This is a genomic window from Rhizobium sp. CRRU65 (assembly GCF_048551595.1).
GTDB classification, from domain to species: domain Bacteria; phylum Pseudomonadota; class Alphaproteobacteria; order Rhizobiales; family Rhizobiaceae; genus Rhizobium; species Rhizobium leguminosarum_J.
In genome coordinates this window covers 1-14268 of sequence record NZ_JBLYZH010000015.1, presented here as the reverse complement: position 1 = coordinate 14268, position 14268 = coordinate 1, and the positions used below count along the sequence as shown (strand labels likewise).

The following is a 14268-nucleotide window of genomic DNA, read 5'->3' as shown; positions in this document are numbered from 1 at the left end:
CGGTGAAATAAAGCGCGCAGTGCCTTATCGCGTGCTGAGACCGAAACCCTGCATCAGTCGGCGCGTCGCAAAATCGGGATTGCCGGATGTAAAGACGGCAAAGTCGAAATTATCGGGGTGAACGGCATCGGCGATCTGCGGAATGAGTGTGCGCGCCCGCCGGGCAATGGCTTCTGCCGGATCCAGCCAGTCCACCGGCCAAGGCGCCAGTCTGCGGAATAGATTGGCCATGAAGGGATAATGCGTGCAGGCGAGCACGACGATATCGGTCTTGCGGCCTTCCTTCTCGACGAAACATTGGTCGATCTCGGTCAGCACCGCCTCATCGGAAACCGCGTCGCCCCGGATATAGGCCTCCGCCATGCGCGCCAAGTTTTCCGAGCCGACGAGCCGCACATGACATTGCTGCGCAAAGGACTGGATGAGATCGCGCGTATAGGCGCGCTTGACCGTGCCCGGCGTCGCGAGCACCGAGACCAGGCCGGAGCGCGTGCGCTCCGCCGCCGGTTTGATCGCCGGCACGGTGCCGACGAAGGTCATCTGAGGAAAGGCGGCGCGGAGATCGGCACCAACAAGCGTGAAGGCGGTGTTGCAGGCGATGATGCAGACTTCGGGATCGTGCTCCTCGAGCAGCCGGCCGAAAAGGCCGATCACCCGCTCCTTCAGCGCCTGTTCCTCCCAGCCGCCATAGGGAAAGCCGGCATCGTCGGCCACATAGATGAAGCCGCGTTCCGGCATCAGCACGCGCACCTCGCGCAGCACGGTCAGCCCGCCGATGCCGGAATCGAAGACGAGGACGGGTTTCAGCTCATGCGTCGGCGATGTCATCGGGCGGTGTTTCCTTGGCCGCTGTCGGGAACCGGCCGCCGCGCGGGCTCTTGCGCGAGAAGCGGTCGAGGGAGGAGATGACGCCGCGCAGCACGCTGATTTCCTGCTCCGTGAAGGCCCGGCGGGAGAGTACGGCACGGAGATTGTCGACCATTTTTGGCTTTTTCCCGGCAGGGTGGAAATAACCACGCGCATCGAGCGCCTCCTCCAGCTGGTCGAACAGGCCGAACAGCTGGTCCTTGGTCGAGGGCGTCTGCCCCATTGCCTGGAAGGGCACCGCGCCGAGATCCTCCATGCCTGATTTCATCCACTCATAGGACATCAACAGCACCGCCTGGGCGATGTTCAGCGAAGCAAAGGCCGGATTGACGGGGAAAGTGACGATCTCGTCCGCAAGCGCCACCTCCTCGTTGGTCAGCCCCCAGCGCTCGCGCCCGAAGAGGATTCCGGTGCCCTCGCCGGCACGAAACCTCGCCCGGAGCGTCTCGGCGGCAATGACCGGCGAACGCACCGGTTTGTAGCCGTCGCGCTCGCGCGCCGTCGTCGCATAAACGAAATTAAGATCGGCGACCGCCTGTTCCAGCGTGTCGTAGACCTTGGTCGCCTCGATGACGTGATCGGCCTTGGAGGCGGTCGCCAGGGCTTTCTCGTTCGGCCAGCCGTCGCGCGGATTGACGAGGCGGAGTTCAGCAAGGCCGAAATTCGCCATGGCACGCGCCACCATGCCGATATTCTCGCCCATCTGCGGCTCGACCAGAATGATGGCCGGCCCTTCGGCCAGAAGTTGACGCTCGCTGTTCGTGCCTGCCATCGTTCTATCCCTGTTTCGAGCGCGCAATAACCTCGCCCGGCGCAAACGGCAAGACATCAGCCTGCGGATAGAGCCTTTCTAGTGCCGAACCGATCATTTCGAGCCCGAGTCTGGCGCCCTCGCGCGACAGCGGCAGGTGCCGCCCTGTCGTCCGCGACGCCTTGCGCTCAATGAAGAAACAGGTCGAGCCACGCGGGGCCGCATCCTTCATCAGCGCTAGATCCGACGCGATCAGCCTCTTCAACTCGTCGGCCTCGGCCGATGCTGCGTAGCTCTTCGCCAGGATGCGCGCCCAGTAGGTGCAGGAGAGGAAGATCGCCAGCGTCTGGCGAATCTGGCCAGGCCGTGTCACCACCGACCAGGACGAGCCGAGCGGCTTGGCAGCCACCGTCACGTCGCGGTAGCAGGCATCGATCTTCTGCGACAGCGCGATCAGCGCAAAACCGCTCTTGCCTTCGCCGATCGCGCTCAACAACTCGTCCAGCGCCTGGAACCAACGGGCGAGTGCGGCATCAAGCGCGCCACGCGTGCGTGCGGGAAAGACCAGGAAGGCGACCGCCGTTCCGGCCACCGCGCCGATCAAGGTCTCCCCGATGCGGAGTTGCAGGAGATCGAGCGTCAGCACCCCGGTCATGCCGTAGACCAGGCAGAGCACGATCGAGATGAAAAAGGTCATCGTCGCGTAGGAGACCTGCAGGAAATAGAAAGCGAGGAAGATGCAGATGCCGGCGACCGGAATGGCGATGACAGGCTCACCCGAAATCAGCGTCGCCAGCAGGAGGCCGATGGCGATCCCGAACACCGTGCCCAACGAGCGCGACAGCGCTTTCATCGCCGTGTCGCCGCGCGAATTGGTGTTGGTGAAGACGAGGAAGGCGGCAAGCACCGCCCAGAACCAGCGGTCGCGCGACAGAAGCAGGCCGAAGCCCATGGCAAGCGCCGAGGCGAGCGTGATCTGCAGCGCCGAGCGCAGCAGGGGATTGGCGAAAGAAAAGTCGATCGGCTGAGGTTGCGCCGTATCCATGGCGGCATCAATGCCGGAGAAACCGGACGCCTGCCCCTCGCCGATCGCCTGCGTCAGTTGCTGCCGGGCCTTACCGAGCCATAGAAGCGCACGCACGGTCTCGCCCTGCGGCTGGTCCTTGATGGTTTCGGCCATTTCCTCATATCTTCCAAGCTCAACCGCATCCGCCTCGATCACGGCATGCACCAGCGCAAAGGGCGGCGGGCTCTGGAAGCTCAGCACGATCGCGCTCTCGGCAGCAAGATGCGCATCGAAGAGCCGGATCGCCAGCTCTGCGGCGGGATCGGCGGAGGCATCGAAAACCCCGCCGGGCGGCCGTGGAATGAAGGTCTCCGCCATCAGCACCACTTCCTTCAGCCGGTCCTCCAGCTGGCGCAGCTCCTGCCGGTCGGCTTCGCCGATCTCGCCGCCGCCGGCAAGGGCGGCGAGCTTGAAGAGGATCTGGTTGATCCGGCCACGCACGCTTTCGAGCGAGCGCAGCAGGTCGCGCCGCCAATCGTCCGGCAGTAGCACGGCTCTCACCAGATGGCCGACGAGCACCGAGACGACGGGGCCGATCGCCACATCAGGCAGCTCGGCAAGGGAAGGCCGGAAATAAGACCCCATGAAGTAGGAGGTGAACGCGAACATGCCGATCGCAAAACCGCGCGGCCCGAACACGCGGCCCGCCGATGCGAGCGCGATTACCACCAGGAAGACGAGATCGGAGAGAAAACGGTGATCTTCGAGGCCCGCCGCGATGGCGACGACGCCAAGGCTTGCGGCACAACCGAAGAGCCGCGTCACCAGTTGTCGCGCATTGCCCTTGTCGCGAACCGCCACCCCGCCCTCGATCGACAGCACGATGCCAAGGCCGAAAGCCGCCGTCGGCAAAGGCAGGATGAACATCTGGATGGCGAGGAGGACTAAAAAGGAGAAAGCGATCGTCAGCGTCACCCGCGAGGCCATCCGCAGGCGCGATAGCGCCGGATCGTTGGCAAGCAGCCAGTCGCGGAACTGAAAACCGGAAAACAAGTGCAAGAGCCCCTCATGCTGCCCAGGGATCGACAGATACCGCCGCAAGAGCGGAAATCAAACCACCCGAGATCGAATCCAGATGCTCTCGAATGTCGCGCGCCTATTGGCCCTTGGCAATCAGCGCCATCGTTGCCTTCAGGGAATCGCGCGCCTGCGTTTCGATATTTTCGGTGACGATATCGTCGATGACGGTTTTGCCGCCCTCTTCGACCACTTGGAAATGAACAGTCGTATAATCCTTGGCGTCAGCAGCGTCCGAGCAGGCGGATTTCTTGAAGCTCACGGTCACCTCGGCCACGCCGTCGACCACAGGCGCTGCCGCCATCGTCAGATCCTCCAGCGGGCAGGCATCCTGGCCGTTGACGATGACGTCGTAGTCGAAGGGCGAAATGCCGTCGTCGTCGATGGCGGGAAATTGCGCCGCCGCCTGGTATTTCGCGACGAAATCGCGGCTGTAGAGATGGTCGAGCCGGCTCGCATCGAAGATGTCGGTCCAGTCGCTGTTATTGTCGGCCCAATTGCTCTTGGTCGCGTCCATGATCTCCTTCACGGGAGCGATGATATCGGCGGCATGGCCGGTGCCGGAAAAGGCGATAAGACATGCGATAACAACGGCGATTGTCTTCATGGTCGAATGTCCGGGGCGGCAGATCGTGGCGGACAATAACCAAATTCCAGCACTTGGCAATGGCGGCAAAAACGCATTCTGAAACCCGTTGCAGCTTTGCGTTCCCGGTTCACAATGCTATAGCGCTCCTCATCACATCACCCACCCGGGACCCCGTCCCCATTCAAGCTCGAACGAGGCAGATACATGAACAAGATCAAGGTCGCAAATCCCGTCGCCGATCTCGACGGCGATGAAATGACGCGCATCATCTGGCAGCTCATCAAGGATAAGCTGATCCATCCGTATCTTGACCTCGACATCGACTATTTCGACCTCTCGGTCGAAAACCGCGACGCCACCAACGACCAGGTCACCGTCGACGCCGCCAACGCCATCAAGAAATACGGCGTCGGCATCAAGTGCGCGACGATCACGCCGGATGAAGACCGCGTCAAGGAATTCAATCTCAAGCAGATGTGGAAGAGCCCGAACGGCACGATCCGCAACATTCTCGGCGGCGTCATCTTCCGCGAGCCGATCATTTGCCAGAACGTGCCGCGCCTCGTTCCCGGCTGGACCAAGCCGATCGTTGTCGGTCGTCATGCCTTCGGCGACCAGTACCGTGCCACCGACTTCCGCTTCCCCGGCAAGGGCAAGCTGACGATCAAGTTCGTCGGTGAAGACGGCACGGTTATCGAGAAGGACGTCTTCGACGCCCCCGGCTCCGGCGTTGCCATGGCCATGTACAATCTCGACGAGTCGATCCGCGAATTCGCCCGCGCCTCAATGATGTACGGCCTGATGCGTAAGTGGCCGGTTTATCTGTCGACCAAGAACACCATCCTCAAGGCCTATGACGGTCGCTTCAAGGACATCTTCGAAGAGGTGTACCAGACCGAATTCAAGGATCAGTTCAAGGAAGCCGGCATCACTTACGAACACCGCCTGATCGACGACATGGTCGCCTCGGCGCTGAAGTGGTCGGGCGGCTATGTCTGGGCCTGCAAGAATTATGACGGCGACGTCCAGTCCGACACCGTAGCCCAGGGCTTCGGCTCGCTCGGCCTGATGACCTCGGTTCTCTTGACGCCCGACGGCAAGACGGTCGAAGCCGAAGCCGCCCACGGCACGGTGACGCGTCACTATCGCCAGCACCAGAAGGGCCAGGAAACCTCGACGAACTCGATCGCCTCGATCTTCGCCTGGACCCGTGGCCTGGCGCACCGCGCCAAGCTCGACGACAATGCCGAGCTCGCCCGCTTCTCCTCGACGCTGGAAAAGGTCTGCGTCGACACCGTCGAATCCGGCTTCATGACCAAGGACCTGGCGCTGCTGATCGGCCCCGACCAGCCGTGGCTGTCGACCACCGCCTTCCTCGACAAGATCGACGAGAACCTGCAGAAGGCCATGGCGTAAGCCGGTCTTTTCGGTATAGCATTGAAACGGCGGGGCTTTCCCCGCCGTTTTCATTTGCGAGGATGAACCGATGACAGCAACCGTGCGCCCGCTCGAAGCCTCTGACCGTGCCGCCTGGGAACCTTTATGGGCTGCCTATCAGCACTTCTATGAAGTGGTCATCCCGCCTGAAACCACCGATCTCACCTGGGCTCGCTTCCACGACCCTGACGAACCGATGCATGCGCTCGGCGCCTTCGACGAAGACGGCCGCCTCGTCGGCATCGTCCATGCCATCTTTCACCGTTCCTGCTGGCTGCCGCAATGGACCTGCTATCTGCAGGATCTTTATGTCGAGAGCAGCCAGCGCGGGCTCGGCACCGGTGCTGCACTCATCGACGCCGTCGCAGATCTCGCGCGCGGAAACGGCGCAGGCAGGCTCTATTGGATGACGCACGAGGCCAACGCGACGGCGCGCCGGCTCTATGACAGCATCGCCGAGCGCTCCGGCTTCATCCAGTATCGCAAGGCGCTCTGACTGCTGCCGAAATTTGACATCAAGGGTTGATAAGTGTTGATTCTAGAAGGGGTGGTTCCGCAAACATAGGAACAACAGGAGGATCTCATGACCGAAGAACTGGTATTCTATACCAACCCGATGTCGCGCGGCCGCATCGCGCGCTGGATGCTGGAAGAGATCGGCCAGCCCTACCGCACCGAATACCTGACCTTCGGCGAGACGATGAAGGCGCCGGAATATCTCTCCGTCAATCCGATGGGCAAAGTGCCGGCGATCCGCCACGGCGATACCGTCGTTACCGAATGCGCGGCGATCTGCGCCTATCTCGCCGAAACCTTTCCCGACAAGGCGCTGGCGCCGAGGCCGGAAGAGCGCGCGGATTACTACCGCTGGATGTTCTTTGCCGCCGGTCCGCTCGAATCGGCGGTGACCATGAAGGCTCTCGGCTTCGAAATTCCGCAGGAACGCCTGCGCATGGCCGGCTGCGGCGGCTTCGGCGACGTGATGAACACACTCGAGAAAGCCGTCTCCGGTTCGACCTACGTCACCGGCGAGCGCTTCACCGCCGCCGACGTCTATGTCGGCTCCCATATCGCCTGGGGCCTCGGCTTCGGCTCCATCGAGAAGCGCCAAGCCTTCATCGACTATTTCGGCCGCATCAACGAGCGCGAGGCCTACAAGCGGGCGAACGCCCTCGATGACGAAGCCATCAAGACCATGCAGGCCGCTTGAGAGCTCGGGGACGCGGCAGATCCGCCGCCCCCCCAAAATAGCGACCTCAGACGAGCGGCATATGAATATCCGTCAGAAGCTCGGTCGGCGACACCTCGCGCGGGTTGTTGAGGTATTCCTCGAACATCACCCTGTCCTTCAACTGCCGGCCGGATTTCGGCAGCCATTCGGCAAAGAGCCACTGATAGGACTTCGGCATATTAGCATAGGGACCCTTGTGGCGCAGCACCGCATAATCGCCGCCGTCGATGGTGCGCCGCTCGAACGGCGCCTCGACCGGCACGTCGGAAGCGCCGGTGACGCAGGCGATCGACCGCAGCTTTTCTTCAGGCACGATGTCGGGATCGTCGAGATAGACGCCGATCATCCGCATGTCGGGCCTCGCGAGGCCGCGAGCATAAAGCGTGCCGAACAGCGTCTCGAAGGCCTTGTCGATATGCATGTAGGAACCGGTATGGGCAACGCCGATCAGCTCGATCGGTCCGATCTCGCGTATGGTAACGTCTAACATTGCTTTGGTCTTTCCGTTGGGTGAGGGTTCAAAGGCTGTATGGCTTCCCTCTTTCCGGTAGCGCGCCGGCGGCATGCCGTAGACCGACTTGAAGATACGATTGAAGGATTGGAGATTGGGATAGCCTGATCGCTTCGCAATTTCACTGACGGCAAGTTCCGTGCGGACGATCTCGCCAGCCGCGTGATGCAGCCTGAGCCGCTTGACGGTGGCCGCCAGCGTCTCGCCGTAAATCACCCGGTAGATCCTGTGCCAGTGATAGCTCGACATGCAGGCGATTTCGGCAAGGCGTTCCATATCCAGCTCCTCGTCGAGGTGGTCGTGAATATAGGCCGAAACCCGTCTCAGACGGTTTTCATAAAGTGCCCATGCCGTTTCGCCATTCATCTCGGAACCTCGTGCAAATCGATCGGCTTGAGAGAACCATATCCCGATTTGACAAATCCTGCTGACTTGCCCTCGGCAGTGAGCCGATGAAATGAGAAAGGCGGAAGCCAAGCCTCCGCCTTTTCGAAACGCATTGATTAGCCGGCTAATCAGCCGGCGAGTGCTACGGCAACAGCCTCGATCGCCTCGTCGGCCTTCGACCCATCGGGACCGCCGGCCTGGGCCATGTCGGGGCGGCCGCCGCCGCCCTTGCCGCCGAGGGCGGCAGAGGCGATGCGGACGAGATCGACGGCGCTGTAGCGTTGCACCAGATCCGGTGTCACCGCCACAACAGCACTTGCCTTGCCGTCGTCGGAAACGCCGACGAGGGCAACGACGCCCGAGCCGATGCTGGTCTTGCCGTCATCGGCCAGTCCCTTCAAATCCTTGGGATCGACACCCGAAATCGCCTTGCCGAGGAACTTGACGCCAGCAACTTCGCGCACGGCATCGACCGAGCCGCCCTGCCCGCCGCCCATGGCGAGTTTGCGCTTGGCGTCAGCCAATTCCTTTTCGAGCTTGCGGCGCTCGTCCATCAGCGCTTCAACACGTGACAGCACTTCGCCCGGCTGCACCTTCAGCGAGGCGGCCAGTGTCTTCACGCGTTCGTCCTGTTCGGCCAGATATTCGCGCGCCGATTCGCCGGTGACGGCCTCGATGCGGCGAACGCCGGCGCCGACGGCACTTTCACCGAGAACACGGATCAGGCCGATCTGGCCTGTGGCCCCGACATGCGTGCCGCCGCAGAGTTCGATCGAATAGGCCTTGCCGGCCTTGGCGCCGCGCACACCCTCACCCATCGCCACGACCCGGACTTCATCGCCATATTTTTCGCCGAACAGCGCCATCGCGCCTTCGGCGATCGCATCGTCGACGCTCATCAGCCTAGTTGTAACCGGCGAATTCTGCAGCACGATCTCGTTTGCCATGTCCTCGACGATCTTCAGCTCCTCGGCCGACATCGGCTTCGGATGCGAAACGTCGAAACGCAGGCGCTCGGGCGCAACCAGCGAACCCTTCTGCGCCACATGGGTGCCGAGCACTTCGCGCAAAGCCTCGTGTAGCAGGTGGGTCGCTGAGTGATTGGCGCGCAGCCGCGAACGGCGAGCATGATCGACCGTCAGCACGACTGCATCGCCATCCTTGAACACGCCGTCGATGACAGTACCCTGATGCACGAACAGGCCTTCGCCCCTCTTCTGCGTATCTGAAATCTCGATCTTGCCGTGGTCGGACGAGATTACGCCGGTATCGCCCATCTGGCCACCGGATTCGCCGTAGAATGGCGTCTGGCTGACGACGATCTGCACCTTGTCGCCGGCCTTGGCCGCGGTCGAAACCGCGCCCTCTTTGACGATCGCCTGCACGACGCCTTCAGCCGTTTCGGTGTCGTAGCCGAGGAATTCGGACGCACCGTGTTTTTCCTTGAGCTCGAACCATATGGTTTCCGTCGCCTTCTCGCCGGAACCGGCCCAGTGCGAGCGGGCTTCGGCCTTCTGGCGCTGCATCGCATCGGTGAAACCGGAGATGTCGACGCCGATCTCACGGGCACGCAGTGCATCCTGCGTCAGATCGAGCGGGAAGCCGTAGGTGTCGTAGAGCTTGAAGGCGGTCTCACCATCCAGCATATCGCCCTTGGAAAGATTCGTCGTCGCGTCTGACAGAAGCGACAGGCCGCGTTCCAGCGTCTTGCGGAAACGGTTTTCCTCCAGCTTCAGCGTTTCCGAGATCAGCGCCTCGGCGCGCACCAGTTCCGGATAGGCGCGGCCCATCTGCTGCACCAGCGTCGGCAGCAGCTTGTAGACCAGCGGTTCCTTGGCGCCGAGCAGTTGTGCATGGCGCATGGCGCGGCGCATGATGCGGCGCAGCACATAACCGCGGCCCTCATTCGACGGAAGCACGCCGTCGGCGATCAGGAAGGCTGAGGAGCGCAGATGGTCCGCAATGACGCGGTGGCTGGCGCTGCCTTCCGCCTTGACGCCCATCGTGTCCTCGATGGTGCCGATCAGCGTGCGGAAGAGATCGGTGTCAAATACGCTCTGAACGCCCTGCAGAACGGCGGCCATGCGCTCCAGGCCCATGCCGGTATCGATCGATGGGCGCGGGAGCGGCGAACGCTCGCCGGGTGCGGTCTGCTCGAACTGCATGAAGACTAGGTTCCAGAATTCCAGGAACCGGTCGCCATCTTCCTCCGGGGAGCCCGGAGGACCGCCCCAAACATTCTCACCCTGATCGATGAAGATTTCCGAGCACGGGCCGCAGGGGCCGGTATCGCCCATCTGCCAGAAATTGTCGGAGGTTGGAATGCGGATGATCTTATCGTCGGAAAAGCCAGCGATCTTCTTCCACAGCGTCGCAGCTTCTTCGTCCTCGGAATAGACGGTCACCAGCAGGCGGTTCTTCGGAAGGTCGAAGCCCTCGGTGACGAGCTTCCAGGCAAGCTCGATCGCATTCTCCTTGAAATAGTCGCCGAAGGAGAAGTTGCCGAGCATCTCGAAGAAGGTCAGGTGGCGTGCAGTATAGCCGACATTGTCGAGATCGTTGTGCTTGCCGCCGGCTCGCACGCATTTCTGCGAAGTCGTCGCCGTCGAATAGGGACGCTTTTCGAGGCCGGTGAAGACGTTCTTGAACTGCACCATGCCGGCATTGGTGAACATCAGCGTCGGGTCGTTGCGCGGCACGAGCGGGCTCGACGGAACGATCTCATGGCCGTTCTTCTTGAAATAGTCGAGGAAGGTCGACCGGATATCGTTCACGCCGCTCATGCTATGCCCTTCAATGCTGCCGGAGGCAGGTAAATACAAATCCATCGGCTTTTAACGTTCGCCCCCGCCACTGTCCAGCAGACAAACAAAACCGACCGAATTCTCATCAGGAATGCGGCCGGTTGGAACTGTCCGATGAGTTTAAGCGCGAAAATTACATTTCCGCGGAGGCATCGCCATCGCCGTCATCGGGCTCCGGTCCGCCATTCTGCAGGAAGCGGTCGGCGATCAGGCCGGCATTCTGGCGCAGCGACAGTTCGATCTCGCGGGCGAGGTCCGGATTATCGCGCAGGAAGGTCTTGGCGTTTTCGCGGCCCTGGCCGAGGCGCTGGCTGTTATAGGAGAACCAGGCGCCCGACTTTTCGACGATACCGGCCTTGACGCCGAGATCGACCAGTTCGCCGGTCTTGGAAACACCCTCACCATACATGATGTCGAACTCGACCTGCTTGAAGGGCGGCGCCATCTTGTTCTTGACGACCTTGACGCGGGTCTGGTTGCCGATCACCTCTTCGCGCTCCTTGACCGCGCCGATGCGGCGGATGTCGAGGCGTACGGAGGCGTAGAATTTCAGCGCATTGCCGCCCGTCGTCGTTTCCGGCGAGCCGAACATGACGCCGATCTTCATGCGGATCTGGTTGATGAAGATCACCATGGTGTTCGACTTCGAGATCGAAGCGGTGAGCTTGCGCAGCGCCTGGCTCATCAGTCGTGCCTGCAGGCCGGGAAGGCTGTCGCCCATCTCGCCTTCGATTTCGGCACGCGGCGTCAGGGCAGCGACCGAGTCGACGACGAGAACGTCGACGGCGCCGGAGCGCACCAGCGTATCGGTGATTTCGAGCGCCTGCTCGCCGGTATCGGGCTGCGAGATCAAAAGGTTCTGCAGGTCGACGCCAAGCTTGCGGGCATAGACGGGATCGAGCGCATGTTCGGCATCGACGAAGGCGCAGATGCCACCCTTCTTCTGCGCTTCGGCAATCGTCTGCAATGCAAGCGTCGTCTTACCGGAGCTTTCCGGCCCGTAGATTTCGATGATGCGGCCCCTCGGCAGGCCACCAACGCCGAGTGCAATATCGAGGCCAAGCGAGCCGGTCGAGATCGTCTCGATCTCGACAACATTCTCGTTGGAGCCGAGTTTCATGATCGAGCCCTTGCCGAACGACCGCTCTATCTGTGAGAGTGCCGCTTCAAGCGCCTTGCTTTTGTCCACCGATTTGTCCTCTACCAGCCGCAATGAATTCTGAGACATCCGATCCACCTTTAGGTTATTGAAGCCGCTCTAGCAATGTCGAGTTTGTACCCTATTTGTTCCATTTTCGCAATAGGCGATCAAATAATTGAAAGAAAAAGGTAAAACGACCCGTGTTCTGTATTTGTTTTATCGATGAAAAGCAACGACTTAGGTTTGAAGTGCTGGCACGAGCGGCACAAGGCGCATCGCATCGATTCGCCTTTCGGGCATCGGGAGAGCGGCTCGGATGAAGAAAAAGATTCTTGTTCTCGGCGGCGCCCATATCGATCGGCGCGGCCGTATCTCCGGCGAGACGGCGCCTGGCGCCAGCAATCCCGGCACCTGGTTCGAGGAGCCGGGCGGCGGTGGCTTCAATGCGGCGCGCAACCTGGCAAGGCTCGGTTTTCAGGTGACGATGATCTCGCCGCGCGGCGGCGATCCGATGGGCGAGACGGTCGGAGAAGCTGCCGATTTCGCCGGCATCGACGACCGGCCCTTCGTCTTCCTCGACCGCAAGACGCCGAGCTATACGGCAATCATCGAGAAGGACGGCAATCTGGTGATCGCCCTTGCCGACATGGATCTTTACCGCTTCTTCGTGCCACGGCGTCTCTCCATCCGCTGGGTGCGGGAGGCCTTCGCCGCCCATGACTTCATCCTTTTTGACGCCAACCTGCCGGAAGAGACGATCGCGGCGATCGTCGCGAAGGCGCACTCGCTAGGCAAGCCCGTCGCGGCAATCGCCATCTCGCCGGCCAAGGTCGTCAGGCTGAAACCCTGCATCGGGGATATCGACTACCTGTTCCTGAATGAGGCAGAAGCTGCCGCCCTTGCCGGTGAGCGGCCGGAAGGGGCTGCAGGCTGGCCGCCGTTGCTGAACGAGATCGGCATCAGGAACGCCGTGGTCACCCGCGGCCGGCGCGAGCTCGTCGCGCTTTGCGGCGGCCGCGCCGTGACGCTACAGCCGCCGATTGCCGACATCGTCGCCGATGTCACGGGTGCCGGCGATTCCCTTGCAGCCGGCACGCTCGCCGCATTGATATCAGGCCTGCCGCTCGAAGAAGCCGTCCGCCACGGCACTGCGGCCGCCATACTGACCGTGCAGTCGCGGCACGCCGTCAACGAAAATCTGACGCCCGATCTCCTGAATGAGGCGCTTGCCCTTGTCCCCAAGGTCAGAATTCTGCATTGAAGCGGCGAATTAAATAGTTGAGCATGATGTCGACCGAAAACCGCTCACCCTTTTCGGCATCATGCTCTGTCGATCACAGGACAAGACCATGACCAAGCCCATCTCCCCTCTTCTGCCGATCGCCTATTCGAAGGAAGTCGCCAGCGCCAAGCAGCGCGGCGCGCCGCTGGTGGCGCTGGAATCCACGATCATCACCCACGGCATGCCTTATCCCGGTAATATCGAGATGGCCCGCAGCGTCGAGGCGATCATCCGCGAACAGGGTGCGGTGCCGGCAACGATCGCCGTCATTCACGGCACGCTGCATATCGGCCTTGAAGCCGCGGAGCTGGAACAGTTGGCCAAGGCCACTGAAGTCATGAAGGTGTCGCGCGCCGATCTCGCCTTCGCCATCGCCGAGCGCCGCACCGGCGCCACCACGGTTGCGGCGACGATGATCGCGGCGGCGCGCGCCGGCATCCGCGTCTTTGCCACAGGCGGCATCGGCGGTGTGCATCGCGGCGCCGAGGAAAGCTTCGATATATCAGCCGATCTCGAGGAACTCGCGCGCACCGGCGTCATCGTCGTCTGCGCCGGCGCCAAGGCGATCCTCGACATTCCGAAGACGCTGGAAGTGCTGGAAACCCGCGGCGTGCCTGTCGTCACTTATGAGAGCGAGGAATTCCCCGCCTTCTGGTCGCGCTCCTCGGGCATCCGCAGCCCGCTGTCGCTGAACAGCCCGGCCGCCATCGCCAACTTCCAGACGGTGCGCGAACAACTCGGCGTCGACGGCGGCATGCTCGTCGCCAACCCCGTGCCTGAGGCCGACGAAATCGCGCGCGAGGAAATGGAAATCTATATCGAGCGGGCGCTCGACAGCGCCGAGCGCGACGAAGTCACCGGCAAGGCGGTCACACCCTATCTTCTGTCGACCATCTTCGACCTGACGGATGGCCAGAGCCTCAAGACCAACATCGCGCTCGTCGAGAACAACGCGCGGCTTGCCGCTGAGATTGCGGTGGCGCTGGGTCAATGAGGATTGACGGGGCCGGCAGGAATCGCCTTTCCAGATAGGTGGTGCCGTTCCAGCCCCCCTCTGCCCTGTGTCCAGCCGATAGATGGGTAACAGATTGAACCGGATAGATGGGTTACAGTTCTCCCCCTTGTAGACCAGTGTCCGCCCCTGCGCCGGCTGGTCGGGGTTGCAGGGCGCTGGGGCGGACAAGC

General features: G+C 61.9%; 12 protein-coding genes. 5 read left to right on the top strand and 7 right to left on the bottom strand.

Annotation, left to right across the window (positions count from 1 at the left end; translation table 11 throughout):
* Positions 1-24: 24 nt before the first annotated feature.
* The 4 genes from murI to ACM5SV_RS26020 form a co-directional block, all read right to left on the bottom strand.
* Positions 25-828: a glutamate racemase gene (gene murI / locus ACM5SV_RS26035; RefSeq protein ID WP_222017235.1), complete on the bottom strand. Its 804-nt coding sequence runs from the start codon at positions 826-828 to the stop codon at positions 25-27.
* Positions 809-1639, bottom strand: a complete 831-nt coding sequence (locus tag ACM5SV_RS26030) for an RNA methyltransferase (protein WP_222017237.1) — start codon at positions 1637-1639, stop codon at positions 809-811. The genes murI and ACM5SV_RS26030 overlap by 20 nt, the downstream gene beginning before the upstream one ends.
* A 4-nt stretch (positions 1640-1643) precedes the next feature.
* Positions 1644-3683 (bottom strand): FUSC family protein, encoded by a 2040-nt coding sequence (locus ACM5SV_RS26025; protein ID WP_222017239.1) that lies wholly within the window; start codon positions 3681-3683, stop codon positions 1644-1646.
* 97 nt (positions 3684-3780) lie between these two features.
* The gene (locus ACM5SV_RS26020; RefSeq protein WP_221970125.1) at positions 3781-4308 is read right to left on the bottom strand and encodes a hypothetical protein; all 528 of its coding nucleotides are present in this window, start codon (positions 4306-4308) and stop codon (positions 3781-3783) included.
* Between the two features lie 186 nt (positions 4309-4494).
* On the opposite strand from ACM5SV_RS26020, the gene ACM5SV_RS26015 reads away from it, so the two are divergent.
* From ACM5SV_RS26015 to ACM5SV_RS26005, 3 genes are all read left to right on the top strand, one after another.
* Positions 4495-5706, top strand: coding sequence for an NADP-dependent isocitrate dehydrogenase (locus tag ACM5SV_RS26015; protein WP_012757653.1), 1212 nt, complete (start codon positions 4495-4497; stop codon positions 5704-5706).
* A gap of 70 nt (positions 5707-5776) precedes the next feature.
* Positions 5777-6223 carry a GNAT family N-acetyltransferase gene (locus tag ACM5SV_RS26010; protein WP_012757654.1) on the top strand — a complete coding sequence of 149 codons (447 nt, stop codon included), beginning with the start codon at positions 5777-5779 and terminating at the stop codon, positions 6221-6223.
* A gap of 87 nt (positions 6224-6310) precedes the next feature.
* On the top strand, positions 6311-6937 hold the full coding sequence (locus ACM5SV_RS26005; protein ID WP_012757655.1) for a glutathione S-transferase family protein: 627 nt from the start codon (positions 6311-6313) through the stop codon (positions 6935-6937).
* Positions 6938-6983: 46 nt separating this feature from the next.
* On the opposite strand, the gene ACM5SV_RS26000 is transcribed toward ACM5SV_RS26005, so the two are convergent.
* The 3 genes from ACM5SV_RS26000 to recA form a co-directional block, all read right to left on the bottom strand.
* Positions 6984-7835: an AraC family transcriptional regulator gene (locus tag ACM5SV_RS26000; protein WP_221974233.1), complete on the bottom strand. Its 852-nt coding sequence runs from the start codon at positions 7833-7835 to the stop codon at positions 6984-6986.
* A gap of 149 nt (positions 7836-7984) precedes the next feature.
* Entirely contained in the window at positions 7985-10639 is a 2655-nt protein-coding gene (gene alaS, locus ACM5SV_RS25995; protein ID WP_419425446.1) for an alanine--tRNA ligase, read from the bottom strand.
* Between the two features lie 154 nt (positions 10640-10793).
* Positions 10794-11888 (bottom strand): recombinase RecA, encoded by a 1095-nt coding sequence (recA, locus tag ACM5SV_RS25990; RefSeq protein WP_113545002.1) that lies wholly within the window; start codon positions 11886-11888, stop codon positions 10794-10796.
* 229 nt (positions 11889-12117) lie between these two features.
* On the opposite strand from recA, the gene ACM5SV_RS25985 reads away from it, so the two are divergent.
* Positions 12118-13062: a carbohydrate kinase family protein gene (locus tag ACM5SV_RS25985; RefSeq protein WP_222017244.1), complete on the top strand. Its 945-nt coding sequence runs from the start codon at positions 12118-12120 to the stop codon at positions 13060-13062.
* Between the two features lie 88 nt (positions 13063-13150).
* Positions 13151-14077, top strand: coding sequence for a pseudouridine-5'-phosphate glycosidase (locus tag ACM5SV_RS25980; RefSeq protein WP_026157368.1), 927 nt, complete (start codon positions 13151-13153; stop codon positions 14075-14077).
* Positions 14078-14268 lie beyond the last annotated feature (191 nt).

Excerpts from the sequence above, each read along its gene's own strand:
- murI (WP_222017235.1), bottom strand. The coding sequence starts at position 828 with ATGACATCGCCGACGCATGAGCTGAAACCCGTCCTCGTCTTCGATTCC.
- ACM5SV_RS26030 (WP_222017237.1), bottom strand. The coding sequence starts at position 1,639 with ATGGCAGGCACGAACAGCGAGCGTCAACTTCTGGCCGAAGGGCCGGCC.
- ACM5SV_RS26020 (WP_221970125.1), bottom strand. The coding sequence starts at position 4,308 with ATGAAGACAATCGCCGTTGTTATCGCATGTCTTATCGCCTTTTCCGGC.
- ACM5SV_RS26015 (WP_012757653.1), top strand. The coding sequence starts at position 4,495 with ATGAACAAGATCAAGGTCGCAAATCCCGTCGCCGATCTCGACGGCGAT.
- ACM5SV_RS26010 (WP_012757654.1), top strand. The coding sequence starts at position 5,777 with ATGACAGCAACCGTGCGCCCGCTCGAAGCCTCTGACCGTGCCGCCTGG.
- ACM5SV_RS26005 (WP_012757655.1), top strand. The coding sequence starts at position 6,311 with ATGACCGAAGAACTGGTATTCTATACCAACCCGATGTCGCGCGGCCGC.
- ACM5SV_RS26000 (WP_221974233.1), bottom strand. The coding sequence starts at position 7,835 with ATGAATGGCGAAACGGCATGGGCACTTTATGAAAACCGTCTGAGACGG.
- alaS (WP_419425446.1), bottom strand. The coding sequence starts at position 10,639 with ATGAGCGGCGTGAACGATATCCGGTCGACCTTCCTCGACTATTTCAAG.
- recA (WP_113545002.1), bottom strand. The coding sequence starts at position 11,888 with ATGTCTCAGAATTCATTGCGGCTGGTAGAGGACAAATCGGTGGACAAA.
- ACM5SV_RS25985 (WP_222017244.1), top strand. The coding sequence starts at position 12,118 with ATGAAGAAAAAGATTCTTGTTCTCGGCGGCGCCCATATCGATCGGCGC.
- ACM5SV_RS25980 (WP_026157368.1), top strand. The coding sequence starts at position 13,151 with ATGACCAAGCCCATCTCCCCTCTTCTGCCGATCGCCTATTCGAAGGAA.